Source organism: Candidatus Leptofilum sp. (assembly GCF_965223285.1).
Lineage (GTDB): Bacteria > Chloroflexota > Anaerolineae > Promineifilales > Promineifilaceae > Leptofilum.
Genome location: NZ_OZ244997.1, coordinates 2280168 through 2306327, shown reverse-complemented (window position 1 = coordinate 2306327; position 26160 = coordinate 2280168). Strand labels below are relative to the sequence as shown.

The 26160-nt window shown below is 53.1% G+C and carries 24 protein-coding genes; 17 read left to right on the top strand and 7 right to left on the bottom strand.

The features are described 5' to 3' along the window. Window position 1: 1 nt before the first annotated feature. From ACOQPU_RS10615 to ACOQPU_RS10585, 7 genes are all read right to left on the bottom strand, one after another. Window positions 2–1036 carry an alpha-ketoacid dehydrogenase subunit beta gene (locus ACOQPU_RS10615; RefSeq protein ID WP_420645083.1) on the bottom strand — a complete coding sequence of 345 codons (1035 nt, stop codon included), beginning with the start codon at window positions 1034–1036 and terminating at the stop codon, window positions 2–4. Further along, window positions 1029–2030, bottom strand: coding sequence for a thiamine pyrophosphate-dependent dehydrogenase E1 component subunit alpha (locus ACOQPU_RS10610; RefSeq protein ID WP_420645082.1), 1002 nt, complete (start codon window positions 2028–2030; stop codon window positions 1029–1031). The genes ACOQPU_RS10615 and ACOQPU_RS10610 overlap by 8 nt, the downstream gene beginning before the upstream one ends. Before the next feature lie 196 nt (window positions 2031–2226). Beyond that, window positions 2227–3513, bottom strand: coding sequence for an NAD(P)H-dependent oxidoreductase (locus ACOQPU_RS10605; protein ID WP_420645081.1), 1287 nt, complete (start codon window positions 3511–3513; stop codon window positions 2227–2229). Window position 3514: 1 nt separating this feature from the next. Next, window positions 3515–4489, bottom strand: a complete 975-nt coding sequence (locus tag ACOQPU_RS10600) for a transketolase family protein (protein ID WP_420645080.1) — start codon at window positions 4487–4489, stop codon at window positions 3515–3517. Then, window positions 4476–5321, bottom strand: a complete 846-nt coding sequence (locus ACOQPU_RS10595; protein ID WP_420645079.1) for a transketolase — start codon at window positions 5319–5321, stop codon at window positions 4476–4478. Before ACOQPU_RS10595 ends, ACOQPU_RS10600 begins: the two co-directional genes overlap by 14 nt. 59 nt (window positions 5322–5380) lie before the next feature. Beyond that, window positions 5381–6349 carry a carbohydrate kinase family protein gene (locus tag ACOQPU_RS10590; RefSeq protein WP_420645078.1) on the bottom strand — a complete coding sequence of 323 codons (969 nt, stop codon included), beginning with the start codon at window positions 6347–6349 and terminating at the stop codon, window positions 5381–5383. A gap of 16 nt (window positions 6350–6365) precedes the next feature. Continuing rightward, on the bottom strand, window positions 6366–7115 hold the full coding sequence (locus ACOQPU_RS10585) for a GntR family transcriptional regulator (protein WP_420645077.1): 750 nt from the start codon (window positions 7113–7115) through the stop codon (window positions 6366–6368). A gap of 216 nt (window positions 7116–7331) precedes the next feature. Here ACOQPU_RS10585 and ACOQPU_RS10580 point away from each other — a divergent pair, with 216 nt between their 5' ends. From ACOQPU_RS10580 to ACOQPU_RS10500, 17 genes are all read left to right on the top strand, one after another. Then, entirely contained in the window at window positions 7332–8126 is a 795-nt protein-coding gene (locus ACOQPU_RS10580; protein ID WP_420645076.1) for a GntR family transcriptional regulator, read from the top strand. Between the two features lie 45 nt (window positions 8127–8171). Then, window positions 8172–9044, top strand: coding sequence for a sugar phosphate isomerase/epimerase family protein (locus ACOQPU_RS10575; RefSeq protein ID WP_420645075.1), 873 nt, complete (start codon window positions 8172–8174; stop codon window positions 9042–9044). Between the two features lie 140 nt (window positions 9045–9184). Continuing rightward, entirely contained in the window at window positions 9185–10420 is a 1236-nt protein-coding gene (locus tag ACOQPU_RS10570) for an ROK family protein (RefSeq protein WP_420645074.1), read from the top strand. Between the two features lie 103 nt (window positions 10421–10523). Continuing rightward, on the top strand, window positions 10524–11696 hold the full coding sequence (locus ACOQPU_RS10565; protein WP_420645073.1) for a Gfo/Idh/MocA family protein: 1173 nt from the start codon (window positions 10524–10526) through the stop codon (window positions 11694–11696). Window positions 11697–11792: 96 nt separating this feature from the next. Further along, window positions 11793–12641: a sugar phosphate isomerase/epimerase family protein gene (locus ACOQPU_RS10560; protein ID WP_420645072.1), complete on the top strand. Its 849-nt coding sequence runs from the start codon at window positions 11793–11795 to the stop codon at window positions 12639–12641. Between the two features lie 24 nt (window positions 12642–12665). Next, complete coding sequence (locus ACOQPU_RS10555; protein WP_420645071.1) at window positions 12666–14225, top strand: sugar ABC transporter ATP-binding protein; 1560 nt, start codon at window positions 12666–12668, stop codon at window positions 14223–14225. Window positions 14226–14248: 23 nt separating this feature from the next. After that, window positions 14249–15235, top strand: coding sequence for an ABC transporter permease (locus ACOQPU_RS10550; RefSeq protein WP_420645070.1), 987 nt, complete (start codon window positions 14249–14251; stop codon window positions 15233–15235). Between the two features lie 22 nt (window positions 15236–15257). Next, window positions 15258–16253: an ABC transporter permease gene (locus ACOQPU_RS10545; RefSeq protein ID WP_420645069.1), complete on the top strand. Its 996-nt coding sequence runs from the start codon at window positions 15258–15260 to the stop codon at window positions 16251–16253. Between the two features lie 139 nt (window positions 16254–16392). Further along, the gene (locus ACOQPU_RS10540) at window positions 16393–17664 is read left to right on the top strand and encodes a substrate-binding domain-containing protein (protein WP_420645068.1); all 1272 of its coding nucleotides are present in this window, start codon (window positions 16393–16395) and stop codon (window positions 17662–17664) included. 211 nt (window positions 17665–17875) lie between these two features. Then, window positions 17876–18751 (top strand): sugar phosphate isomerase/epimerase family protein, encoded by an 876-nt coding sequence (locus ACOQPU_RS10535; protein ID WP_420645067.1) that lies wholly within the window; start codon window positions 17876–17878, stop codon window positions 18749–18751. A gap of 106 nt (window positions 18752–18857) precedes the next feature. Continuing rightward, the gene (locus ACOQPU_RS10530; protein WP_420645066.1) at window positions 18858–19688 is read left to right on the top strand and encodes a sugar phosphate isomerase/epimerase family protein; all 831 of its coding nucleotides are present in this window, start codon (window positions 18858–18860) and stop codon (window positions 19686–19688) included. Between the two features lie 167 nt (window positions 19689–19855). Then, a complete protein-coding gene (locus tag ACOQPU_RS10525) occupies window positions 19856–21403 on the top strand; it encodes a xylulokinase (RefSeq protein ID WP_420645065.1) in 1548 nt (515 codons plus the stop codon). Between the two features lie 23 nt (window positions 21404–21426). Beyond that, entirely contained in the window at window positions 21427–22488 is a 1062-nt protein-coding gene (locus tag ACOQPU_RS10520) for a Gfo/Idh/MocA family oxidoreductase (protein WP_420645064.1), read from the top strand. 85 nt (window positions 22489–22573) lie between these two features. Beyond that, window positions 22574–23617 (top strand): zinc-binding dehydrogenase, encoded by a 1044-nt coding sequence (locus ACOQPU_RS10515; protein ID WP_420645063.1) that lies wholly within the window; start codon window positions 22574–22576, stop codon window positions 23615–23617. A gap of 1 nt (window position 23618) precedes the next feature. After that, a complete protein-coding gene (locus tag ACOQPU_RS10510; RefSeq protein ID WP_420645062.1) occupies window positions 23619–24572 on the top strand; it encodes a phosphotriesterase family protein in 954 nt (317 codons plus the stop codon). Between the two features lie 4 nt (window positions 24573–24576). Then, entirely contained in the window at window positions 24577–25164 is a 588-nt protein-coding gene (locus ACOQPU_RS10505; protein WP_420645061.1) for a glucose-6-phosphate isomerase family protein, read from the top strand. Then, complete coding sequence (locus ACOQPU_RS10500) at window positions 25161–26129, top strand: phosphoglycerate dehydrogenase (RefSeq protein ID WP_420645060.1); 969 nt, start codon at window positions 25161–25163, stop codon at window positions 26127–26129. The genes ACOQPU_RS10505 and ACOQPU_RS10500 overlap by 4 nt, the downstream gene beginning before the upstream one ends. Window positions 26130–26160 lie beyond the last annotated feature (31 nt).

Sequence of the window (26160 nt, the reverse complement as noted above, 5' to 3'; positions counted from 1 at the left end):
CTCAATACGCTCCCTGCACCAGCTCCCGTGCTTCGCGGACAATATCTTCCACCTGAGGCACGGCGGCTCGCTCCAGCTCTCGATTGTACGGAATTGGCATGTCCAATCCGGCCAGACGGCGCACGGGCGCGTCCAGGTAATCAAACGCTTCCCCGGCCACAATCTCGGCCACAACCTCGCCACCAAAACCGCCCGTCTTGGGTGCTTCATGCACCACCAGTGCCTTACCTGTTTTAATAACGGATTGGGTGATCGTGTCAGAATCGTATGGCTTCAGCGTGCGCGGATCGACCACCTCAAGCTCAATACCTTCCTGTGCCAACGTATCAGCTGCTTCCAACGCTCGTGGTACCATAATGGAGGTGGCGACGACGGTTAAATCGCTGCCTTCGCGCTTCACTTCGCTTTGGCTGAGAGGGACGGTGTAGTAGCCTTCAGGCACGTGCCCTTTGGTGCGGTAGAGTAGCTTATGCTCAACAAAAATCACTGGATTATCATCTTCAATAGAAGCCAGCAGCAGCCCTTTCACGTCGTAAGGTGTAGAAGGCATCACAACTTTTAGGCCAGGAACGTGAACAAACCACGCCTCTAAACTTTCTGAATGTTGGGCCGCTGCGCCCGTGCCAGAGCCTGCGGGTGTACGAAGCACCATTGGCACAGTGACCTTACCACCAAACATGAAGCGAATTTTGGCGCCTTGCAGCACCAACTGCTCCATTGAGAGGGTGATGAAATCCATGAACTGAATTTCGGCGATGGGGCGCATGCCGGTCATGGCCGCACCAACGGCCGTTCCTGCAATCACCGCCTCAGAAATAGGTGTGTCGCGTACCCTTTCTGGCCCAAACTGCTCCAGCAGCCCGTCGGAAATGCCAAAAGCACCCCCGTACACACCAATATCTTCACCCAGCATAAAAACGTGCTCGTCCCGCGTCATCGCTATTTGCAATGCTTCGCGCACGGCTTGGGCATAGGTTAATTCGCGGAGTACGGCCGTTTCTGGCTCCATTGTTGTTTTAGTCAGTTGATTAGGCATACACACCGTCCAAAATCGTGGCGGGATCGGGATCATCGGCCGCTTCGGCAAAAGCCACGCTTTCTTCAATGGATTGTTTGGCTGCGGCTTCCAGTTCCGCTAATTCAGACTTGGTTGCCAATCCCGCCTCGGCCAACTGTTGTGCCAGCCGCTTGATAGGGTCTTTGGCTTGCCACGCTTTCACTTCGTCACGGGTGCGATACCGTTGGCGGTCGCTCTTGGAATGGCCTCGCCAGCGGTAGGTGACGGATTCAATGAGTGATGGCCCTTCACCACTGCGGGCGCGGGTAACGGCCGTTTTCACAGCCTCATACACCGCAAACAAATCATTGCCATCCACCGTCACGCCGGGAATGTCGTAGGCTACGGCCCGTTTGGAGATTTGAGCGACGGGGAACGCTTTTTCCACCGGCATCGACATGGCGTACTGGTTGTTCTCGCAGACGTAGACCACCGGCAGCTTCCAAATCGCCGCCAGGTTCAGCGATTCGTGGAATGCGCCTTCGTTGGCCGCACCATCGCCGAAAAAGGTGAGGCAGACGTTCTCTTTCTTCTGCATTTGCAGGCTCAGCCCCACGCCGGTGGACAGCGGAATACCGCCGCCGACGATGCCGTTAGCCCCCAGATTGCCACCCGCCACGTCGGCGATGTGCATGGAGCCTCCACGGCCGCGGCAGTAGCCGATCTCCTTGCCAAAAAATTCAGCCATCATCAGCCGCGGCTCTGCCCCTTTGCCAATGCAATGACCGTGGCCACGATGGGTGCTGAGGATGTAATCGTCAGAGCGCAACGCCAAACAAGCACCCACCGCTGATGCCTCCTGCCCAATAGAGAGGTGCATCGTGCCGTGAATTTTGCCCAGCACGTAAAGCGATTCTGCCTTTTCTTCAAAGAAGCGAATCTGGTGCATCTTATGCAGCGCGTCAGTTAGCTGTTCGGCGGTCAGACCGCTGTTAGCGATGCGTGCCTCCGCTTCTGATTTAGTTTTTGTCATTGGTATCATCAATCCTTCAATCAACCACGATCCATTGTAGGGGTGGGACGACCGGGAAAGGCTTTGGCTTAATGAACGGTCTTGTCTCTCGGTCGTCTCACCCAAATTAATGAACCGGGCGAGACGGCGCGGAGATGAATTGAATCGTTTTTCCAAGATTATGCCGCGCCGTCCCGCCCCTGCGAAATGGTTCGTTTTATTTCAATTGGTCCTGTTGGCGGCGTAGCTTGACGACGGTACTGGTTTCATCCAGGCGCACGTCGTCCCAGGTGATGACGCTGCCAGAGGCCACCGGGCGGATGATTTCAGCACCAGGGGCTAACCCTTCAGGCAGACCATTTTCGTTAACAACGGCCGTCGCCGTGTCCATCAAGCCTCTAAACGTGTAGCCGCCAAAATCATCTAGTCTGTCGCCGGGATTCAGGTCCCGCTTGGCGATGGTGAGTACGTCGGCGACCGGTTCATCCAGCGGTACCAACGTTGTCTGTCGGTGCAAAACTGCTTTGGCAATGGAGATGGGTGCCTCGATGAACCAAAGGTGGTAGGGACGGAAGAAAGTGGAGTAACGGCCGTTGCCCACTTTCAAATACTTCAAATCGTCGGCAATACGGTCGTCCTGCACCCGCACCGTCACAAACACGCCGCCCGCCATCGATGAGCCTTGCACAAAGTCCACCACGCCGGGGTGGGGGGCTAAACCGCCATCTTCTTTAAGCGAGAAAATCTCCGTGATCGTTTCCTGCGTTGCTTCTGGCCCTACCATGCCCCGCTGCATGGGGACGCAGCCGGTGGCGTTGGCGGCGCAGGTCATCTCAAACATCGTCTTGCTGCCGTCCACATAGGAAGCGGTCTGGTAAGCATCTTTGTTTGCTTTTTTGGCAGACTCAGCCACTGTGTCTGGTGTCGCCGCCGGGTTGAGCGGGTTGTTCTTGCCTTTGCCGATGACGATGGGTTCAAAACCCAGCAGGTTGACGTACTCGACCAGTTCCATCAGGCAGCCCGGCTCATCGCCGGAGGAGACGGAATAAAGCACGCCTGCATCCGCTGCCAGCTTTTTCAACATGCGGCCCACAGTCACGTCCGCTTCGATGTTGATCAGCACCACATCTTTGCCGTGCTGGATGGCGGCGTAAGCGGTGTCCGCACCGGAAGCAGGGGAAGGCGTAACATCGGTCATCACGTCGATGGCCTCTAGCTGAGCCGCCAGATTGACATTAGTTGTAATCACGCGCTTGCCCTGGCAAATGGCATCCATTGCCTGACCAACGGCCGTTGCCTCCACAATGTCATTTTTGGCTAAACCGGTTGCCAAAAAAGCGTCGCAGGCCGCTTCTAAATCGGGATCAATCAGCACGGACAGTTCCATGCCGGGGACGTGAGCCATTTGGGCGGCAAAACCGCTGCCCATCCAGCCCGCGCCGCTGGCCGCTACCCGAATTGGGTTGCCAGCCGCGGCTCGTTGTTTCAATTCTTGATAGAGCATATCAGCCAGCCTTTGCCGCGTGTGCCTCACGGGCGGCGGTGGCGATGTCAACGGCCGTTAACTTGTATTTCTTCAACAAATCATCCGGCTCGCCAGATTCAGTGTAAACATCAGCCAGCCCCACGAAGCGCATGGGTACGGGGAACTGCTCGGCGACGACGCGAGCCACGTTGCTGCCCATGCCGCCTTGCAGCAGATGCTCTTCGGCCGTCACGATTGCGCCAGTCTCACGGGCGGCGGCGGTCAGGGCGTCCACGTCCATCGGACGAATAGTGTGGAAGTCGAGCACACGCGCTTCAATGCTTTCTTCAGCTAAATCGGCCGCAGCGTCTAATGCCGCCGAAACCATGATGCCGCAGGCCACAATTGTTAAATCGCTGCCTTGGCGCACCACGTTGGCTTTGCCAATCTCAAATGGACAATCATCCATCGGATAAATTTCCGGCAATGCTACGCGGCTAGAGCGCAAGAAAACAGGCCCCTCGAAGTCAGTGGCGGCTTTAACGGCGGCGTGCATCGAGGCGGGGTCGCTGGGAACGAGAATAGTGAAGGTGGGCAGGCCACCCATCAAGGCTAAATCTTCGATACCCATTTGTGTGGGGCCATCTTTGCCCAGGGTGATGCCGCCGTGGCTGCCCAGCACCTTGGCGTTGATGTTGGACATGGCCACTGCCAGCCGAATTTGGTCATAAGCATTGCACAGCAAAAAGGAAGAGAAGCTGGTGATCCAGGGGACAAAGCCGCACGCTTCTAGCCCTGCGCCGATGCCTACCAAGTTACTTTCGGCGATGCCGATGTTGAAGAAACGCTCGGGGAATTCCTGGCGCACGTATTCTGTTTTGGTGGAGTTGCCCAGGTCGCCATCGAGGACGACCACTTTTTCATTTTCGCGGGCCACGTTCAGCAGCGCCTCGCCAAAGACGTTGCGCAGCGGTAGAGCAAAAGGTCTGAGTCCAGCTTTTTTACCGAGTTTCATTGAGTTCCTCCCGTGCCTTTTCGGCCTGTTCTGGGGTGAGCGCCCGTCCGTGGAACGTGAAGTCGGCTTCGACGAAAGAGACGCCTTTGCCTTTAACGGTGTGGGCGATGATGATTGAGGGCTTGCCTTTGACATTAGCAATGGTGGCGAATTTGGTTTTCAAATCGACCACGTCATGCCCGTCTACTTGTACAACGTTCCAGCCAAAACTTTCCCACTTCTCAACCAATGGTTCCAAGCCCATTTCGCGGCTGATGGGGCCAGTTTCCTGGTATTTGTTGTAGTCGAGGATGGCGACGAGACTGTCGGCTTTGAAGTGGGCAGCGGACATAGCTGCTTCCCACACCTGCCCGGCTTCGCACTCGCCATCGCCCAGAAGGACGTAAACACGATAGTCAAGGTTGTTAAGTCGGCCGCCTAATACATGACCTACCCCTGCTGAAAGCCCTTGCCCTAGTGAGCCAGTCGTGGCTTCCACGCCAGGCATCAAGTTTTGGATGGGATGGCCTTGTACCGGGCTGTCCACCTGCCGCAAAGTCCAAATCATTTCGCGGTCGAAATACCCGGCGCGAGCCAGAGCCGCGTAGAGCAGGGGGGCAGCATGCCCTTTGCTCATGATGAAGCGGTCGCGTTCTGGCCATAGCGGTTCATCGGGGCGGTAGCGCAGGACGCCGCCAAAATAGAGCACGGTCACAATTTCGGTGGCGGAGAATGAGCTAGAGGGATGACCGGAGCCTGCTTTGGTGGTCATGTCCAGGATGTCGAGGCGTGTTTGCCGAGCGATTTCATTTAGCTCGGCCACCCCGACGGTGTTTGTTGTTGAATTGTTCATTTAGACTCCTTGAAAAATAAATTTGCTACAGAGAAAAGAGAGCAAAAACTGTGTTGCTGTTAGGTTTTTTGATTGGATAGAAAGGTTTCGACTTGAACGGCCGTTGGCATTGCCGGTATGGTGCCTTGTGTCTGGGCGGTTAATGCGCCAACGGCGTTGGCGTAGCGCAGAACGGTTTCTAATCGGTTTGCAGTTAGCTGCTGCTGCCAATCGGCCGTTTCGGTAAGCTGGGTAAGCAGGGCAGCAATGAAGGCGTCGCCGCAGCCGGTGGCGTCTACGGTTTCAACTTGGAATGAGGGAACGGTAACGGAGGTAACGGCCGTTTGTGCCAAACTGCCATCTTGTCCGCGCGTGAGTACACAGAGGGTAGGGCCTTGGGCGAGAATGTTTTGGATGGCAACGGCCGTTTCCGTTTCTTCCCCCTGCAATAATGCCAGCTCTACCTCATTCACCTTCACCAAATCAACCTGTGGAATCATCGCTTCAATTTGGGCCAGTGCTTCGTCGTCACTGCGCCACAGGCTAGGGCGGTAATTCACATCGAAAGAGATGAAGGCACCATTTTCTTTGGCAGTGGCAACGGCCGTTAACGTGGCGGTGCGCCCAGGTTCATCTACCAGGCTGAGCGAACCGATGTGGAGGGCACGGCTGTTTTGCAGCAGCGTCATATCCAGCTCTTCGGCGCATAGGCGTAAATCGGCACCGGGATTGCGGTAAAACACAAATTCGGCCGTGTTCTCGTCCGGCATGGCAATGATCGCCATCGTGGTGCGGGCTTCGTTGTCCACGCGCATCCCGCGCGTTTCCACACCTTCCTGCCGTAGCACGTCGATTAGCTGGTGACCAAAAATGTCGTCACCCACTTTGCCGATGAAGGCGGTGTCGGCACCTAGCCTATGGGCAGCTACAGCAACGTTGGCGGGAGCACCACCCGGTTTGGGATGAAAGGCAGATACTTGGGTTAACGGCCGTCCCACCTCTGCCGGAAACATATCAATCAAAATTTCGCCAAGCGTAACAATGTGCATTCCCTACTTCTCCAACTTAGCCGCGCAAATCCGCATGAAGCGTGTACCGATCGCCACGATGGTACAGGCGCAAATACTCAACAGGCGCACCAAACTCTGAAAACGAGAGCCGCTCAATGTATAAAAGCGCAGCACTATTTTCGATGGTCAATAACTCAGCCAACGCTTTGGTTGCTGAAACCGCCTGAATGGTTTGTTGGGCGCTGGTAATGCGAATACCATAATTTTCTTCCAACATTTGCCTGAGGGAATGCGCCGTGTAATCTTGAGCCAAAATGCCGGGACAATAACGGTGTACCAAAAAAGAGACTTCGACACTCATCGGCTCATCGTCTGCCAGACGTAGCCGTTCAATCCGTGCCAACGGTTCCCCCACTTCAATTTGTAGCTGAGAGGCCAAAACCTCTGTTGCTGGAACAAGTTCCGCCGAGATCAGCTTTGTTCCCGGCATAAAACCACGCTGCTGCATATCTTCTGTAAAGCTCACGATACGCACCAACCCTTGCTCAACCGTTGGTGGCGAAACAAAGGTTCCTTTACCTTGCTTCCGGTAAATTAAGCCGTCAGTTGCCAATTCATCTAGTGCCTGCCGGATGGTCGCTCGGCTAACTTTATATTGCGCCATCAACTCCGCTTCTGATGGCAAAATGTCATTAGGATGCCAAGAGCCTCCCAGAATTTTATGGCGCAGCAGTTCATAAATTTGTTGGTACAAAGGGGATTTGCTGTGGGGATTAATTTGGTTGCGCAAAGCATTGTTTACCATTTCAATGAGTCCTTAAGTCACAAATTATATCTTGTCCGTACAACCTAACAACCGTATGTTAATCCTGCTAGGCTGAATTGTCAAGATTCGGCTTGGATTTGCCAGGAAATAGCAATGTTTCCCAAAATATCCTTGACATTTTGGGCAAAACGCATAAACTAGCATGGAAGTTGTAATTACAGGATAACAGGATTACACAAGTAGGGAAAAGACGTTGTGAAACTAAACAGCAGAATTGATCGAACTTCCTACATCCCCTTTTACGCCCAAGTTCAAGACGCCCTAAAAGAATATATTCAGCATGGCGATGCCCAGCCAGGTGACCAGCTACCTAGCGAACCCGACCTTTGTGCGCTGTTCGATGTAAGTAGAACAGTGATTCGCCAGGCGCTTACCGGATTAGAAAATGAAGGGTTAATTGTGCGACGCAAGGGGCGGGGCACGTTTGTGGCTGAGCCCAAAATTGGAGAAAGTTTATTCCAGGAGCTCACCGGTTTTCATCATGATATGAGCCAAAAGGGATTCCCCCCAGTTTCGCAGGTGCTCAAACAAGCTGTCATTCCTGCCAATGCCAAAGTTGCTGCTGCCTTGCAGCTAGACCCAGAAACCCCGGTTATTCAAATTGATCGGCTGCGCTATGTTGATGATGAGCCGATTGTGCTCGTGACGACCTATTTGCCTCATGCACTTTGCCCAGGGTTAATAGAAGCTGATCTGACCCATCGCTCTCTCTACGATTATCTTGAATCCGCCTATGATTTAGAAATTGCGCGCGGCCGTCGCATGTTAGAAGCGATTGTTGCCAGCGAGCATGTGGCAGAGCTGTTAGAGGTTAACGAAGGCGCTCCACTCATTTCATTAGAAAGTGTTAGCTATTTAGAAGATGGCACACCGCTTGAATATTATCATGCCCTCCATCGCGGTGACCGCTCGATGTTTGAAGTTGAGCTAATCCGTTCATCAGATAAATCAACTATCGGAAAAGTTCTCGCCGGAGAACTTGAACAATAATTTCATACTCGTTAAGGGAAGTTTGTTTATTAAGGAGAGTTTTAAATGGCAATGAAAGTTGGTATTGACAGCTACTGTTTCCATCGTTACTTTGGCGAAGTTTATCCTCATCAAACAGCACCGCCAGAAGACGAAAAAATGACGATGGAAGATTTTTTGACGTTTGCCAAGAAGCTAGATGTGGACGGCGTGTCGCTGGAATCATGCTTCTTCCCCAGCTTTGATAAAGGTTGGTTTCTCGATCTAAAAGCGCAGTTGGATGAGTATGGTTTTGATCGCGTTTACGCTTGGGGCCACCCGGATGGGTTGGAAGCGGGCAAGAACCGTGACGAATTCAACAGCATGGTAAAGCAAATCGAATACGCCAATTGGATTGGGGCACCGGTGATGCGCGTAGTAGCCAGCAGCTTAATGTTCCGTTTTGAGCCACACGGCCCGCAAATTGATATTTTGGTGGATTGGTTCAAGGAAGCAATCAAGGTTGCGGAAGAGTATGATGTGAAGCTGGCCGTTGAGAACCACATTGATTACACCGCTGACGAATGTGTGGAACTTTTGGATCGGGTAGATTCGCCTTATTTGGGGCTGAATTTGGACACAGGCAACTTTTTGCGGCTGCTGGATGATCCGGTAGAGGGTGCCAAGAAGCTGGCTGACCGGGTTTATGCCACGCATATTAAAGATTTGAAGCCGGTGAAGGGTTTGGATGCGCGTGAATGGTATTTCTTCTCCTCCACACCGGTGGGTGAGGGGTTGGTAGACAATCAAAAATTGGCACAGATTTTGTACGATGCCAATTATGAAGGTTTTTTGGCGGCGGAAACGGACTCCTTGCATCCAGATTATGAAAACCGCGAACATTGGGCAGTGGAGCAAAGCGTGAAAGAGCTGAAGCGTATTGCTGCCAATGTGAAATAGCTTGTTGGTTCACCTTTTTTAGTAAGATTTGACAACAACGCCTAACTTTTGATATATTATTCTGCACTTGCTTCATTTTTTGAAGCAAGTGCAGAATAACTCAGATAACCTTTCTATCTTTATCTGTTCAAAAGTCTTCTATGCCCAAATTAGAAATATCTTCTATTCAAACTGATAATGACGTTTTTGTGGTGAATGCTGTTGAGTCGTTAATTGTGCAGTCAATTCGCGCCAAAGGGCCTTTGTCACGAACGGATCTAACCCAACTGCTTAACTATTCAAGAGCGAGTCTGACAACGATTGTGGGAACTATGGTTGAGACGGGCATTTTGCATGAAGTTGGTGAAGGCCGCTCTGCTGGTGGGCGACGGCCGTTGCTCCTCGACATCAATCCACAGCTGGGGTATGTGGCCGGGGTTGATATTGGAGCAACCAGCGTAGATTATGCCCTTGCTGATTTTCAAGGCAAGATTTTTGAGCGTTATTCTGAATCTTGTGATGTGAGAATGGAGCCAGAACTGTTCCTCAATAATGTCTGCGACGTTGTCTCGAAGATGCTGGCCAAACATGAAATAGCCCCGGAGCGGTTAGTGGCTATTGGCTTGGGCGTGCCTGGCCCGGTTGAGTTTGCTGCTGGTGTTTTGATTGCGCCCCCCCTGATGCCCAGTTGGGAAGGGTACCCGATTAAATCTTTTTTCCGGCCTAAGTTTCCGAATGCCAAGGTGGTTGTGGACAACGATGTGAACATTATGGCCAAGGGTGAGCAGAAAGCAGGTAACGGCCAGGGTGTTGAGAATTTTCTTTTTGTGAAGATTGGGACGGGCATTGGCTGCGGCATTATTAGCAACGGCCGTATCTACCGAGGCAACGACGGCTGTGCTGGGGACATTGGGCATATCTGTGTGGATTACAATGGCCCGATCTGCCACTGTGGCAACCAGGGCTGTCTTGAGTATTTGGCAGCGGGACCCGCCATTGCGGCCCAGGGTATAGAAAAAGCTCAAGCTGGTCAGAGTCCGTTTTTGGCGCAGCGAATGCAGGAAAACGATGGTGAGTTAACGGCTGCAGATGTAGGCGAAGCAGCCGCAGCAGGGGATCGGGCTGCCAACGAAATTATTCGCACTACGGGACGCATGATTGGCGGCGTTTTAGCTGGGCTGGTCAACTTTTACAACCCCAAAGCGATCTTTATTGGCGGGGGCGTGAGCAAAATTGGTTACACACTTTTGTCCACCATCCGCCAGGCAACCTTGCGCCGTGCTACCGCACTCTCTACCCGACGCTTGCAGGTGGAATATTCCCAACTGGGTGATGACACGGGCGTTGTCGGGGCAATTTGGCTCGCTCTGGAAAATGTGTTTATTGTGCAAAATTAACAAAATTATCCGCAGATTTCGCAGATGGCGCAGTTTGCGCTCACAGATTATTCTCTCTTTTCTCTGTGGCCTCTGTGGCAAATGTATTTAGGAGAGGGATGAAATGAAAACAATGAATGTGGCCATCATTGGCACAAAATTTATGGGCAAGGCGCACAGCAACGCCTGGCTGAATGCACCTCGCTTTTTTGATATGGGCATTAAGCCAGTTCTCAAAGTGGCGTGCGGCCGTAACGAAGAAGAACTCAAAGCGTTTGCCGAGAGGTGGGGCTGGGAAGAGATAGAAACGGATTGGCGCAAGGTGCTTGAGCGGGACGATGTGGATATTGTTGACATCTCTGTGCCTACTCATTTGCATCATGATATTGCCGTGGCGGCGGCCAAAGCAGGCAAGCATATTTTTTGTGAAAAACCGTTTGCCCTAACGCTGGCTGAAGCCCAGGCGATGTATGAAGCTGCCGAAGCTGCGGGCATTGTTCATTACTTGAACCACAATTACCGTCGCTGCCCAGCCGTGATGCTGGCTAAACGGCTGATTGACGAAGGACAGATTGGCCGCATTTTCCACTGGCGGGGTGCTTACTTGCAGGATTGGATTGTCGATCCCAATTTCCCCTTGACCTGGCATTTGCAAAAAGAAACGGCCGGAACCGGCCCTCACGGTGACTTAAATTCGCACAGCGTTGATTTAGCACGCTTTTTGGTGGGAGACATCAAATCGGTTTCGGCGATGATGACGACGTTTATTAAGGAACGGCCGTTGCCCGGTGCAGGCGCCGCCACATTTAGCGCAGGCTCAGGGGAAACAACTGAAATGGGCGAGGTGACGGTAGACGACGCATCGTTCATGGTGGCTGAATTTGAGAATGGTGCACTCGGCTCCTTTGAAGCCTCCCGCTTTGCCCCTGGCCGCAAAAATTACAACTACTTCGAGATTTACGGCAGCAAAGGCAGCCTTGTCTTTAACCTGGAGCGGATGAACGAACTGCAGCTGTTCCTGCGGGATGATCCCGCTTACGCGCAAGGTTTCCGCACCATTATTGCCACCGAAGGCGGACAGCACAAGTACATTGCCAACTGGTGGCCGCCGGGGCACATCATTGGCTACGAGCATGAGTTCCACCATGCAGTGGTTGATTTCATGAAAGCCATCGAGACGGGCGAACCGATTGCCCCTAACTTCTATGACGGCGTTAAGGAAATTGAAGTGTTGCAGGCGGGCGTGCAGTCTGCCCAGACGGGCCAACGTGTTGCAATTGAAGATGTAGCTGCTTAAAACCCCCTCCCTAGCTCTTCCCCTGTGAGGGGAGGGGACTGGCTCCCTCTTCTTCAAGCAAGAGGGTTGGGGTGAGGGTAAATCAAGGAGAGGAATGTGAAATTCGGTGCCAACACCTTTATCTGGGAATCGCCATTTTCTACTGAGGCGCATCTCTATTTGTGCCAAAAGGTGGCGCAGATGGGGTTTGATCTGCTGGAAGTGGCGGTGGAAGACCCTGCGCTGGTGGATGTCGCTGCCTTGAAGAAAGCGGCGCGTGATGCGGGTGTGGGCCTCATTGTTTGTGGGGCATTTGGCCCGGATCGTAATTTGAGCAGTGCGGATACGGCCGTTCGCCAAAATGCAGAATCATACCTGCAATGGTGCATCGAAACGGCCGCAGAATTGGAATCACCTCTGGTGGCTGGGCCGATGTACTCAGCTGTCGGGAAGCCCAGATTGGAAACGGCCGTTGCCCGCCAGGAAGAGTGGGCACGTGCCGTATCTGGTCTGCAAAAGTGGGGCAGCTACGCTCAGAAGTACGGGGTTCGGCTAGCCTTTGAACCACTCAACCGTTTTGAAACCGACATGGTCAACATTGTGCAGCAAGGGTTAGACCTCATCGAGCAGGTTGGTAGCCCAGCCATCGGACTCCATTTGGACACGTTTCACATGCACCTGGAAGAAAAGGATACGGTCGCAGCAATCCGCCAGGCTGGCTCGCACATATTTCATGTTCATGCCTGCGAAAACGATCGCGGCGTGCCCGGCACGGGGCAGGTGAATTGGTTCGGCGTGGCGCAGGCACTCCAAGATGTGAACTATCAGGGTGCGGTCGTGATTGAATCCTTCACGCCCAACGTAAAATCTATTGCCCGCGCAGTCTGTATTTGGCGCGATATCGCTCCCGATCAGGACAGCATTGCCAAAGATGGATTGGACTACCTTAAACGGCTGTTTGCTTAAAAAGCGTTAGGAGATCAGAACGGCATGACGAATGCAGGAAAACCGATTCTTGAAGTGAATAATATCACCAAGCAGTTTCCGGGCGTTTTGGCACTGGATAACGTCTCGGCCCAATTTTACCCAGGCGAAGTTCACGCCTTGGTCGGTGAAAACGGTGCGGGAAAATCAACCCTGATGAAGATTTTGGTGGGTGCTTACGTGCAGGACAAAGGTGAAATTTGGTATCAGGGCACGCCAATTAGCTTTAGCCACCCTCGCGAAGCACAAGAAGCGGGCATTAGCATCATTTACCAGGAGTTTAATTTGCTGCCTGAGCGAACCGTAGCCCAAAATATCTTTCTGGGCAGGGAACCTACACGGTATGGTTTGATTGATAAACGGCAACTGCGCCGCCAAACGCTGGACGTACTGCGCCGCGTGGGGGCAGAGGAGATGATTTCACCAGATGCGGAGGTGAAGTCGTTGTCGGTGGCTGAGCAGCAGTTGGTGGAGATTGCCAAGGCGCTTTCATTTGAGTCGAAAGTGTTGATTATGGATGAGCCAACGGCCGCTTTAGCCATGCACGAAGTTGAAATATTAACCAATCTTATTCACAAGCTGATTGCCGAAGGCATGGCCATCATTTTTATTTCGCATCGCTTTACCGAGGTGTTTGACCTCGCCAAAACGATTACAGTGTTGAAAGATGGGCAGCGTGTAGCCACTGTGCCAACCAAAGATGTGAATCCCAGCAAAATTATTACAATGATGGTCGGGCGTGAGTTGGATCAATTTTTCCCGGCACGTGCTAAGCCAGATGATATTGGCGAGGTGGTCGTGGAAGTGAGCCAGGGCAGCAATGCCAAGCTAGACGACATCAATTTTCAGCTACGCGCAGGCGAGATTGTGGGCGTGGCGGGTTTGCAAGGCTCTGGCCGCACCGAGTTGGCGCAGGCCATTTTTGGGGTGGAGCCATTTACCAGTGGCCAAATGCACATCAACGGCCAAACAGTGCGAATCAAGACGCCAACCGGGGCGATTAAAGCGCGGATGGGCTTTGTAACTGAAGATCGCAAGGCAGAAGGGATTCTGCCTAACCAGCCTATCAACGACAATATTTTGATGTCTGTTCGCGCCTTGCAGGCGATGTTGCGGCGGGTGACGCGGTATGGCATTGGTGATAAGCCGCAGTTGGTGCCGGAGCTGGTGCAGCAGGTGGATGTGCGCACGCCGAGCGTTATGCAAGAAGTGCAATATTTAAGCGGTGGTAATCAGCAAAAAGTGGTTTTGGCCAAATGGCTGGCATCTACCTGTGACATCTTTATCTTCGACGAGCCGACGCGTGGCATTGATGTGGATGCGAAGGCGAGTATCCATGAAATGGTTCGTGATTTGGCGCAATCTGGTGCGGCCGTTTTGATGATTTCTTCTGAACTGCCGGAGATTATTGGTATGAGCGACCGTATTGTGGTGATGTGGGACGGCCGTATCAGTGGGGAATTGCCCGCGGGGTCTACGGAAGAGGAAATTATGCGGCTGGCCACGGGGCAACAGGCGTCGGCTGAAGCGAATGCGGCAGCGACAATAGAAGCAACGGCCGTGTAGCAAAAATAAGGATCAAGAGATTTATGTCTGCCACAACTTTGACAAACATTCGCATTCGCGTACAGGGGTTAAAAATTCCGCCAGTTTATGGCATCCTCGTGGTTGTTTTCATTGCAGCCGTTATTTTGGATTCCATCTTTGGGCGTGGCCAAATAACCTCTAGCACCATTTTAACCAACATGGTCGTGCGCTCTGTGGCGTTAGGCATCGTGGCTGTAGGGCAAACCTTTGTCATGTTGGCGGCTTCCATTGATCTTTCAGTTGCTTACCTGATTAGCGTGACGGCCGTTATGGCTTCTTATTTAATGCAGGGCGATCCCGACCGAGTACCAATGGCGGTTGCGGCCGTTTTTGGCATTGGTGCGGCCGTTGGTTTGATTAATGGACTCATTGTAAGCAAGCTGAAAGTGAACCCGTTCATTGCAACCTTGGGCGTGGGCCTCGTGTTAAAAGGCATTCTAAACGCCAGCTTTGAGACATTTGTGGGAGCCGTACCGCGCAGCTTCCAATCTTTTGGCTACGATGCCATTGGCCCGGTGCCGATTTCTATTTTGGTACTGCTGGGGGTGACGGCATTGGGTGCATTTGTTCTCAGCCGCACCAAATTCGGAGCCCATCTCTACGCAGTGGGCGGCAATGAGGAATCCTCCCGCCTTTCTGGGTTACGTACCGATCGGGTCATCATTATGGCGCATGTCATTTGCAGCTTAACGGCCGTTCTCACTGGCCTTTTCATTGTTAGCCGATTACGTTCTGGTGCGCCGTGGGTTGGGCCAGACGGTTTATACGATCTGGAATCGATTGCGGCCGTTGTGGTAGGCGGTACTGCTTTGTCTGGCGGTCGCGGCGGTGTTGTTGGGACGCTGGCAGGTGTCTTGATTTTTGGCGTGCTAGATACCATGTTTAACCAATTAGGCGTTGATACCTTTTTGAAGCAGGTATTGCGCGGAGCAATCATTATTCTGGCTGTCGCCAGCTACACCATCCGCTCCAGAGAAAAAGCGGCCTAACAGAAGTATTAGGAAGAAGACAATGGCTCAATTTACATCTGTACAAGAACAAGCTTTGCGCGACCGGGTAATGGGGAGTTTACGCAACATTTCCCCTATCTACTTGGTTTTAATTGTGCTGCTCATTGGGATTGGCACCCAAAACCCAGTTTTTCTGGAGCCAACCGGGTTCCTGAATCTTCTGCGCCGCGCAGCTCCCTTGATGATTCTAACGGCGGGGCAGCTATTTGTTATTGTCACCGGTGGCTTCGATCTTTCTGTTGGCTCCATCATGTCACTCACAGTCATCGGTGCTTCCTTACTCATTAACAATGATCCAGCCAATACTTGGTGGGTGATTCTGGTGCTGTTTGGCATTGGCATTGTCGCTGGATTAATCAACGGCGTTCTCGTTTCGTACTTTAAGGTACCTTCACTAATTGCCACCTTAGGCATGCTGTTGGCGTTGCGTGGGGCTGGACTTTACTGGACGGGCGGGGCACCACGTGGTTACCTGACAGACAACTTCCGTATGTTTGGTCGGGGCTGGTGGGAAAATGTACCGCTGGTAGAGCGGTTTCCGTTTGCGGTCATGGTTTTGATTGTGGTTGGTGGATTGGTGATCTATATATTTCACGCCACCAATTTAGGCAAACAGATGTTGGCAGTAGGGGATAACCCACGGGCCGCCCGACTGGGGGGCATCAATGTAGAGAAGATGCGTATCGTGGCCTTTATTTTGTCAGCGATTACGGCCGTTATTGCAGGTATCTTGTTAGGTGGTTTTGGCGGCGTTAATCCAGATGCAGGTGACGGGTTTGAACTCCAGGCAATATCTGCGGCCGTGTTAGGTGGTGCCGTTTTGCTAGGTGGTCGAGGTTCCATGCCTGCCGCTATTGCTGGCGCCTTGGCTTTAGAAGCCCTGTTTACGCTGCTAAACCTATTGGGTTTGCCCAAGCCGCTTCGTGATGCGGTTCAAGGTCTCATTATCATTGGCGCGGTAGCTTATGCTGCTTATCGCTCCCGCCGAGTTCGCTAATTTTCTAAAGATAGCTCTGTTTAAATGTATGGTTAATAGAGGAGGTGATTATTACCAAAGTTAATCAAGATTGGACAGTAACAACTTATTGGCAAGCTTATCCTATAGCAAAATATTCCCCCGAAGGAGGAGGAAAAATATGTTACATAAAGATGTAAAACGGTCCTGGTTTTTGATGATTGCTTTGTTTGCGCTGATCGTAGGCTTGGTAGCTTGTGGTGGTTCTGCAGATACTGAAGATGAACCAGAAGCTGACGCCCCCGCTGCTGAAGAAACCGATTCAGAAGATGAAGCAATGGATGAAGAAGAACCCGCTGCTGCTGGCTTGGAGAGCGATGCTGCTGAAGTAAAGTCTGAGTTTTTCAGCCAAGAGCAGTATGATCGCGCTATGCGCCAGATGACGTTGACTGCAGAGGGTCCAGCCGATCAACCGTGGCTGCAAATGCTAGAGCCAGAAATGGTGGATACTAGCGAATGGGCAAAAGAAGGTCCGTATACGTTCTGCTTCTCCAATGCGGGTGTTAACAACCCGTGGCGCGTTGTGGGCTACACCACCATGCAAGCGGAAGTAGATTTGCATCCTGAGATCGAAGAGTTTATCCATGTAGATGCTGAAGGTAGCGATGAAAAGCAGATTTCTGACATTGCTGACCTGGTTGCCAGCGGTAACTGTGATGTTTTGATCGTTTCCCCGAACACAACGGCCGCTTTGACCCCAGCCGTCGAGCAAGCGTGTGAAGAGCTGCCGGTTATCGTCTTTGATCGCGGCGTTTTCACTGAATGCCCGGTTAGCTTTGTACAGCCAATTGGTGGATATGCTTTTGGTGAGACAGGTGCTCGCTACATCATCGACAACTGCGGCGACGACTGCAACGTGCTGGCGTTGAGAATTCTGCCTGGTGTGGATGTACTGGAAGAGCGTTGGGCTGCCGCCAAGCTCGCTTTTGAAGGTTCAGATGTCAATGTCATTGGCGTTGAATTTGGCGATGGCGACAATGCCAAGGTGAACTCAATTGTCACAGATTACCTGGATCGTTTTGGCCGGATTGACGCTGTGTGGATGGATGCTGGCGCAACGGCCGTTGCTGCTCTGGAAGCGTTTGAAGATGCCGGGCAACCCTACCCCATCATCGTGGGTGAAGACCAGCAAGACTTCTTGGTGAAATGGCAAGAGAATGACCTTTCTGGTATCTCCCCCACTTTCCCCACCTTCCAATGGCGCACGCCCGTCATCGCTGGCCTGCAGATTATGAATGGTGAAGAGGTTCCGGCCGTTTGGCGTCTGCCGCAGCCAACCATTACCAACGATAATCTAGACCAGTACGTACAAGACAACATGCCGCCACTGCATTACGCCATGTGTGGCTGTGAAGAAATGCCCGACTTCCCCGGACGTTGGGGCGGCGAATAAACGTCGTTTGAGCGATCTCTTTGGTGACAAAGGGATCGTTAAGTGCCCATTCGTCAGCAAGGCATGGCCTTGGCGAATGGGTTTCTAAGCATTAAACATCAGTGACGGGGCGGCTTAACCGTCGTCTCGTCACCTGAACCTTTCACCCACAGTTCTCACATCCCAAAATATTTTTATAGTTTTTTCGCTTTTACAAAGCAGAGGGATTCAAATGATTGAAATTGGTTTTCATACCGACGCATTTAATAGTTCTTACTGGAATTTTGAAAAATGCTTGGAATGGGCACAAAAAAATGATGTCCACTACATCGAATGCGGCACGATTGACGGCGTAAGCTGGCTGCATGGCCTGGGCTATCAGCCGCACATTTCTTTAGTCGAAGACCCATTGGCGGTGCGCCGCAAAATGGAAAAGTATGACGTGAAGTTTTCTCAGCTTGATGCCGCCTATCCGTTGTCTGTGCCGGACGCAAGTTATTTGGCGACAACTTACATCAATAACACAATGCGCTGGGCTTATTTGGCGGGCTGCCGTCACATTGACACCACGGATCATATGTTTAAGCCAGAAGGCGTGACTGATGAAGAAGCTCTAGAAAGCATGAAGCGGATTTATGGTGAGGTGTTGGAAACGGCCGTTCGCTACGACATGATCATCAACATTGAGCCACATGGTTATTACACCACCAAGCCAGAATACATGGAGCGAATGCTCAACTTCTTTGATACACCACACCTGTGCATGAATATGGACACCGGCAACACCTTCATCGCTGGCCAAGACCCGGTTGCTTTCTGCGAAAAATTCAAAGACAAAATCAGCCACGTTCATATCAAAGATGTGAGTCAATCACTGGCAGACTCATTACGCGGCGAGTTAACAGGCATTGCTGTTAGCAATACAGCCATAGGTGATGGCGTTAATGTAGACAACATCAAAAAATGTTTCGATATTCTCGTAGACATTAAATATGATGGCGTGATTAGCCTCGAATGCGAGGGTGAAGGCGGGCCAATGATCGAGAAAAGTTTGGCCTGGGTTCGCGAACTTGTTGATGATGCGAACGGCCGTATGGCAAATAGTTAGAATTTAGAACCACTTTTTAGAGACGACATACGCGGAAATAGAGCACAATAAAAAATCAGCGTTCATCCGCGTTAATCAGCGTCCTGTTTTTTAAGGGAGAGCAACAATGGCAATTAAAATTGGCGTCAATATGGAGTTTGTGCGTCACCATGACAAACCGTTCGCCTGGGGCGTGGCTAAAGCCGCCGAAATCGGCTACGAATACATTGAACCGATGGTACACATTGGCCGCGAACTACTCAGCGAAGCCGGTTACTTTCACTCAGTTTCTATGTACGACGATCCATTGTGGATGCGCGAACTGTGCGACAAACACAACATCAAACTGTCTGGCCTATCTTCACACACACCCCTTTGCAAGCCAGAAATCAGCGCAGAATATCTCAAAATGGCGATCCGCTTTGCTGCCGACGCCGGCGCGCCCGTCGTCAACACCGACGAAGGCCCCAAACCAGTCTGGTCAACCAAAGAGATGGATTACACCTTGATGCAATACACGCTCACCGAAGCCAGCATGGTTGCCGAGCGTCACGGTATCCAGATTGGGCTGGAGCCGCACCAACAGTACAGCAAAACCCCCGATGGCCTGGACAGCATCTATGATTTAGTAGATTCGCCAGCTATCGGCATCAATTATGACACTGGCAATAGTTATCTGGCGGGTGGCTCTGACCCGTATGAATGGCTGGAGCGGGTGCGCGACCGCCTGGTGCATCTGCACGCCAAAGACATTAGCCTTGAGCAGGGCGAAGAAGAACGCGGCAAAGTGACGGGCACGCCCGTTGGCTGTGCCTGCGGCGAAGGCGTGGTCGATTGGCAACGAGTCATTGATATTGTGAAGCCAGTTGCCGCTGACCGTGACATTGTCTTCAGCGTGGAATGCGGCACGGTGCCCGAAGCGATTCGCAGCTTCGAGCATTTGTCTAAACTGCTTTAGCGGGAGATTGGGTACGTAGCCGCGGATTCTTTCCGCGCCTCTGGGGAGCAGTAAGAAACTGCGGCTACAATCAGCGATTCATACTTGTTTGCGCTTAATCTCGTTTTTCACCCTTTTTTTGACACAGCCTGTAATGACAGGATTACAATTGGCAAGGATAGTCTGGCATGGCGACAAAACAGTTTTTACTTGGCATTGATCTGGGAACGAGCAGTACCAAGGCGGCACTTTATTCGGTAGACGGCCGTTTAATTGCCCAATCCACCGTAGAAGTACCCATCTACACGCCCCGCCCCGGCGTTGTGGAGCAGGAAAACGACGACTTTTACCAGACCGCCGCCGAATCTGTACGCCAATGCGTGCTGCAAAGCGGCGTGGACTCACGCCAGATAGCGGCATTGGCTTTCGACAGCCAAATGGCAGGTGTCGGTTCCATTGATGAAAAGTATGAGCCAGCCACCCGCTTTGATTCTTGGCTAGATATGCGCTGCCAGCCCTACATCGAGCAAATTGACGCTGAGTATGGCGACCTGGTGACGCGGCTGTCTGGTTGCCCGCCCACCTGCGATCACGGCCCCAAAATTTTGTGGTGGAAAGAGGAGCGGCCAGAAGCATATGCGCGTGTTGCCAAATTCCTCATGCCCAGTGCCTATGTTGCCGGGCGCATGGCCGGGCTAACCGCCGATGAAGCGTTCATTGATTACACCTTTTTGCACTTCTCGGCCCTAAGCGATGCCCAAAACGGAACCTGGTCGGATGAGCTATGTGGTGCGCTGGGGGTGGATCAAGCCAAACTGCCTCGCATCGTCGAACCCTGGCACGTTGTTGGTGAAGTGCAGGAAGATGCCGCCAAACAGTTTGGTTTAGCTCCCGGCACACTCATTGCTGCTGGTTGTGGCGATACGGCCGCGAATGCCCTCGGTGCAGGCATCGTCCGGCCGGGCATGGTGTTCGACGTCGCTGGAACCGCTTCGGTGCTGGCCGCCTCCACTGGCACCTTCATGGCGGATGTGAAAAACCGGGCTCTGCTCACCATGCGCTCCGTCATTCCCGATTTGTGGAATCCGCTGGCCTACATTGGCGGTGGTGGACAGGCGTTACGCTGGTTCCGCGACAATTTCTTTAATTCGCTGTTCGGCGAAGTTCAGCCGCGCACCGAAGATTTGTATACCGAGATGATCAAACTGGCCGAAAAAGCACCGTTGGGTGCTGATGATCTCTTCTTTTCGCCACATCTGGGCGGGCGCATCTGCCCTTCTACGCCAGACATGCGCGGCGCCTGGATTGGTTTCTCCTGGAGCCACACGCAGGCCCATTTTGCTCGCGCTGTGCTGGAAAGCGTTGCTTTTGAATATGCGTACTACCTGCGCATTTTGCGCGAGGCAATCCCCGATTTGGAGCTGACCGAAACGCGCGCCATCGGCGGCGGGGCGCGCAGCAACATCTGGAATCAGATGAAGGCTGATGTGCTGGGCGTACCTTACCAGCGGCTGCGGCGCACCGAATTTGGTAGTTGGGGCAGCGCCATGATTGCCGGGAAGGCGGCCGGAATCTTTGATGATTTGGCGGAGGTGGCGATTGCTCACGCCCAGCCAGCCGGAAAACCGCTGTTGCCCAACCCAGACAATCATAAAAAGTACCAGCCGTTGGTGGAAAAACATATCGCGTTGCAGGAAACCTTGCACGATACCTTTGTGGATACGCTAAAAAACTAAATTGATTAGGAGATTTTGTTTAAATGAGTAAAAAAGTGCGAATTTGTATGATTGGTGCCGGCCGGGTGGGAAAGCTGCATTCCGGCACGCTGAAGCGGTATGTTCCTGACGGCGAGGTAGTGGCGTTGGTGGATCCGGCCGAGGCAGTTCTCAATGAAACGGGGGAGCAGTTTGGCATAGACGGCCGTTTCCCCAGCCTAGAAGATGCCCTGGAAAAAGCGGAGTTCGATGCCGTCATCATCACTACCCCCACCTTTACCCACAAACAGCTCGCCATGCTGGCCGCCGCCGAAGGCAAACACGTCTTTATGGAAAAACCGATGGCGATGAATTTGCAAGAGTGTGATGACATCATCGCAGCGGTTGAGGGGCGCGGGCTGCTATTGCAGCTCGGCTTTATGCGCCGCTTTGACCCAGAGTTTGTGGCGGCGGCTGAGCGCATCTTTGCTGGCGAGATTGGTGAGCCTACCCTGATCAAATCGCTGACGCATGGACCGGGGCTGCCGCCCGCCTGGGCCAACGACATTCGCACCTCCAACGGCATGCTAGCCGAAGTGAACAGTCATGATCTCGACTGCATCCGCTGGCTGATGGGATCAAATCCTGAGCGCATTTATGTGGAAGCGGCCAACTTCAAAGGGGAAGAGCGGGGCGCACACGCCGAACATTTTTACGACAATATGTTTGCCACCCTCAAGTTTGAATCTGGCGCGTTGGGCAATATCTCTGGCGTTTGCCCTTGCGACTACGGCTACGATGCCCGCGTGGAAATCATCGGCAAGAAGGGCATTATGCAAATTGGCTCGATGCAGGGGATGGACGTTATCGTCTGCACCAATCGAGACCAGGGCTTGATTACGCCAATTTACAAACGGTGGCCAGAGCGGTTTGCCTGGGCGTACATTCATGAGATTCAGCATTTTGTGGAATGTGTGCAAACTGGCAATAAACCGCGCGTGACTGGGGAAGACGGCCGTTGGGCAGTCGCTGGCGTGCTTGCGGGTACAAAATCCATGCTGGAAGGTCGCCCCGTGCGTCTGGAAGAGGTTATGGACCCAGCGTGGCCGGTGCCCTGGCAGCAGTAGGAGACTGGAGATTAGAGATTGGAGATTAGGCAGTTATCAATCTCTAGTCTCCGCTTCAAAATGAAGATATGGAATGGAGACTGAAATGTTAGCTGCGGTTTATTATGGGCCTGAAGATTTACGGGTAGAAGAAAGGCCCCGCCCAAAAATTGGGGCGGATGAGGTGCTGATTAAGGTGCTGAACGCCAACATTTGCGGCACCGATTTGCGTATTTACAAAGGGGGACATCGCCATTATCCGCCCGGCGCGGTGCGCGTTCCGGGGCATGAGGTGGTGGGTGAGATTGCTGAACTGGGTGCAAACGTCGTTGGTTACCAAGTTGGCCAGCGGGTGTTTGTGGCACCGAATATGGGCAACGGCCGTAACCGAGCCACCGTCTCTGGCAATAACAACATGGACCCAGAGTTCCAGGCAATCGGCATCAATCTGGATGGAGCCTTTGCCGAATATATGCGCGTGCCCGCACTGGCGGTTCAGCAAGGCAACCTGATGCCAATTCAAGACGGCGTAGACCCAGCCGTGGCAGCGTTGATTGAGCCGCTGGCCTGCGTGCTGCGCGGCCAAAATGCGCTTAACGTCCGCGATGGTGATGTGGTGGTGGTGATGGGTGCAGGGCCGATTGGCATGTTGCATGTTAAGCTGGCCAATCTGCGTGGCGCCGTGCGCGTTATTGTAAGCGAACCAGCGGCCGGGCGGCGCGAGCAGGCGTTGGCTCTGGGCGCAGACTGCGTGGTTGACCCCATCAACGAGGATTTGCAGGCGGTGGTGCTGGCAGAAAGCGACGACCGTGGCGCAGACGTGATCATCGTGGCTGCGCCGTCCAAAGCGGCGCAGGAGTCTGCGCTGGAGATTGCGGCCATCGGCGGGCGCATCAACCTGTTTGGCGGCTTGCCCAAGCATGACCCGTTCATCAACTTCAACGCCAACACGGTACATTACAAAGAGCTGGTGGTCACCGGGACGACGGCCTGCAGCACGTATGATTGCCTGCGAGCGGCCGATTTGGTGAACTCAGGCCGGATGGATTTGGCACCGCTGGTCACCAGTCGCTTTCCGCTGCGCGAAGCGAAGGCAGCGTTTGCGGCAGCGGCTGACGGCACAAATATGCGGGTGTCCTTGGAGCCGTAAAATGAGCAACCCGCGGCTGATGACGGTGCTGGGGCCGATTGCTCCGGCGGAAATGGGTATTGTGGATGCCCACACGCATGTTTGGATTGAACCGGTAGCAAACGCTGACCCTGATGCCCCGGTGCTGTTTGACGAGACGGCCGTTCTCACCGAACTCTGTCAATTCAAAGCGGCTGGGGGCAGTGGATTGGTGGATTGTCAGCCGGGAGGCTGTGGGCGAAACGGCCGTATGCTGAGTCAGTTGGCAGAACAGAGCGGCGTACACATCGTGGCCTGCACGGGCTTTCATCGGCGCATTTATTACCCGCCGGATGCACCTTTGTGGCAGATAGATGCTGAAGCGGCGGCTGATTTGTTTGTGACTGAGCTAAGGGATGGATTGATGGAAACGGCCGTTGCTGAGCAGCCCGTTCGCGCCGGATTCATTAAAATTGCGGGTGAGGCCACGATGGCAGCCACGCCACAACATTTGTTAGAGGCGGCGGCAATGGCGAGTTTAGCAACCGGAGCCGCCATTGAAATGCACACCGAAAAAGGAGCGGCCGTGGAGGAATTCCTCCAATTCTTCGTTGATCAGGGGGTTGATCCTCAGCGGCTTGTCTTTTGCCATGTTGATAAACGCCCTGATTTCGCCTTTCACCAAACAATTGCCCAAGCGGGTGCCATGCTCGAATACGACACCTTTTTCCGTCCCAAATATCAGCCGGAGCAAAACGTATGGCCGCTGCTGATGCAGATGATTGAGACTGGGCTAGCGGCACAAATTGCGTTGGCAACTGACATGGCCGACAGCGGCATGTGGCAGCAGTTTGGCGGTCAGCCAGGCATGTCTGCCTTTATGACGCATATTCAAGCCCGTCTGGTGCAGATGGGTGTAGATGACACAATTATTAAGCAGCTAATGGGGGGGAATATTGCCAATCGGCTAGCCATTCCCCAACATCGAAAGGAGTGATGGTATGAAAACAGTACCGTTTGCTTTTGATTTGAATGAGCCAGACTTTATTCCGTCCGAATATGACAACCATATTCAACGACGTCTGAGTGCCATGCGCGGCCAGTATCTGGATAAAGAAGCGTATGAAGCGCGGTTAGCACAAGGAGATGACTTGCTGTACGAAGTGTATGAGCTGCGTCGGCCAACGGTTCCTGGCGAACTGCTGCACGGCATTTCCATTGTGCATCCAGGCAAGGTGGGCGATGAATACCACATGACCAAGGGACATTTTCATGAGGTGCTGGAGACGGGCGAAATTTATCATTGCCTTAAGGGCAAAGGGTTTATGGTGATGGAAACGCCCGAAGGGGAGTGGGCCGTCGAGCCGCTCTATCCGGGGCGGGTGCTGTGCGTGCTGCCCCGCTGGGCACATCGCTCTGTGAACGCCAGCCTGGCCGAAGATTTGGTGACGTTTTTTGTCTATCCGGGGGATGCAGGGCACGATTATGGCACGATTGAAGCGCAGGGATTCCGCAAGCTGGTGGTGGAGAAGAATGGGCAGCCGGAAATTGTGGACAATCCGCGCTGGTCGCCACCGGAGGCAGCATGAAGCCGCTGAGTGAATGCCATGTGCTGGTGACGCCGACTTCTTACGGCCGTTTCAACCCCACCCTAAAAAGTGATTTGGAAACGGCCGTTCAGCGCGTCACTTACAACAGGAGTAGCAAGCCGCTTACGTCGGCGCAGCTACAAGAACTGCTGCCCGAGGTGGATGGCTACATTGCGGGGCTGGACGAAATTGATGCAGCGGCCATCGCCGCTGCTCCCAACTTGCAGGTGATTGCCCGCTACGGCGTGGGGACGAACAATGTAGATTTGGAGGCAGCGAAGGCGCACAACGTTACCGTAACCAACACCCCTGGCGCGAACGCAGCCTCGGTGGCTGAGCTGACGATTACCTTAATGCTCAATTTGCTGCGTCCGATAGAAACGGCCGTTACCGAAACGCGGCAGGGCGGCTGGCCTCGGCTCAAAGGATTGTCGCTAGTGGGCAAGACGGTGGGCATTATTGGGCTGGGTGCCATTGGCAAAGCGGTTGCCCAGCGGCTGGCTGGATTTGAATGTCGGTTACTCGCTTTTGATGTGGCTACCGACGACGCTTACGCTCAACAGATGGGCGTAACGCTTTGTTCCCAAGCAAGGTTGCTAGCCGAAGCAGATGTGGTGACGCTGCATTTGCCAGTGTTACCTGCTACAGAGCAAATGGTGAACGACGCTTTTTTGCAGCAAATGAAGCCTGGTAGCTACTTAATCAATACATCCAGGGGTGAATTGGTGGACGAAGTGGTGTTATTGGCGGCATTGGAAAACGGACGTTTGGCCGGTGCTGCGCTGGATGCGTTTCAGCAAGAGCCACCTGGGGCGGAACATCCGCTCCTGGCATTGCCCAACGTCATCCCCACGCCACACATGGGGGCGCACAGCGACGGCGCCACCAACGGCATGGGCAGTATGGCTTTGGCCGACTGTTTGGCAGTGTTGGCAGGCAAAGAACCTGCTTATCCCGTCATTTGAGTTACAAGTTTGTAGCCGCGCTTTCTTAGCG

Bases quoted from the DNA above. Each gene is read 5' to 3' on its own strand.
- ACOQPU_RS10615 (WP_420645083.1), bottom strand. From the start codon at position 1,036: ATGCCTAATCAACTGACTAAAACAACAATGGAGCCAGAAACGGCCGTA.
- ACOQPU_RS10610 (WP_420645082.1), bottom strand. From the start codon at position 2,030: ATGACAAAAACTAAATCAGAAGCGGAGGCACGCATCGCTAACAGCGGT.
- ACOQPU_RS10605 (WP_420645081.1), bottom strand. From the start codon at position 3,513: ATGCTCTATCAAGAATTGAAACAACGAGCCGCGGCTGGCAACCCAATT.
- ACOQPU_RS10600 (WP_420645080.1), bottom strand. From the start codon at position 4,489: ATGAAACTCGGTAAAAAAGCTGGACTCAGACCTTTTGCTCTACCGCTG.
- ACOQPU_RS10595 (WP_420645079.1), bottom strand. From the start codon at position 5,321: ATGAACAATTCAACAACAAACACCGTCGGGGTGGCCGAGCTAAATGAA.
- ACOQPU_RS10590 (WP_420645078.1), bottom strand. From the start codon at position 6,349: ATGCACATTGTTACGCTTGGCGAAATTTTGATTGATATGTTTCCGGCA.
- ACOQPU_RS10585 (WP_420645077.1), bottom strand. From the start codon at position 7,115: ATGGTAAACAATGCTTTGCGCAACCAAATTAATCCCCACAGCAAATCC.
- ACOQPU_RS10575 (WP_420645075.1), top strand. From the start codon at position 8,172: ATGGCAATGAAAGTTGGTATTGACAGCTACTGTTTCCATCGTTACTTT.
- ACOQPU_RS10570 (WP_420645074.1), top strand. From the start codon at position 9,185: ATGCCCAAATTAGAAATATCTTCTATTCAAACTGATAATGACGTTTTT.
- ACOQPU_RS10565 (WP_420645073.1), top strand. From the start codon at position 10,524: ATGAAAACAATGAATGTGGCCATCATTGGCACAAAATTTATGGGCAAG.
- ACOQPU_RS10555 (WP_420645071.1), top strand. From the start codon at position 12,666: ATGACGAATGCAGGAAAACCGATTCTTGAAGTGAATAATATCACCAAG.
- ACOQPU_RS10550 (WP_420645070.1), top strand. From the start codon at position 14,249: ATGTCTGCCACAACTTTGACAAACATTCGCATTCGCGTACAGGGGTTA.
- ACOQPU_RS10545 (WP_420645069.1), top strand. From the start codon at position 15,258: ATGGCTCAATTTACATCTGTACAAGAACAAGCTTTGCGCGACCGGGTA.
- ACOQPU_RS10540 (WP_420645068.1), top strand. From the start codon at position 16,393: ATGTTACATAAAGATGTAAAACGGTCCTGGTTTTTGATGATTGCTTTG.
- ACOQPU_RS10535 (WP_420645067.1), top strand. From the start codon at position 17,876: ATGATTGAAATTGGTTTTCATACCGACGCATTTAATAGTTCTTACTGG.
- ACOQPU_RS10530 (WP_420645066.1), top strand. From the start codon at position 18,858: ATGGCAATTAAAATTGGCGTCAATATGGAGTTTGTGCGTCACCATGAC.
- ACOQPU_RS10525 (WP_420645065.1), top strand. From the start codon at position 19,856: ATGGCGACAAAACAGTTTTTACTTGGCATTGATCTGGGAACGAGCAGT.
- ACOQPU_RS10520 (WP_420645064.1), top strand. From the start codon at position 21,427: ATGAGTAAAAAAGTGCGAATTTGTATGATTGGTGCCGGCCGGGTGGGA.
- ACOQPU_RS10515 (WP_420645063.1), top strand. From the start codon at position 22,574: ATGTTAGCTGCGGTTTATTATGGGCCTGAAGATTTACGGGTAGAAGAA.
- ACOQPU_RS10510 (WP_420645062.1), top strand. From the start codon at position 23,619: ATGAGCAACCCGCGGCTGATGACGGTGCTGGGGCCGATTGCTCCGGCG.
- ACOQPU_RS10505 (WP_420645061.1), top strand. From the start codon at position 24,577: ATGAAAACAGTACCGTTTGCTTTTGATTTGAATGAGCCAGACTTTATT.
- ACOQPU_RS10500 (WP_420645060.1), top strand. From the start codon at position 25,161: ATGAAGCCGCTGAGTGAATGCCATGTGCTGGTGACGCCGACTTCTTAC.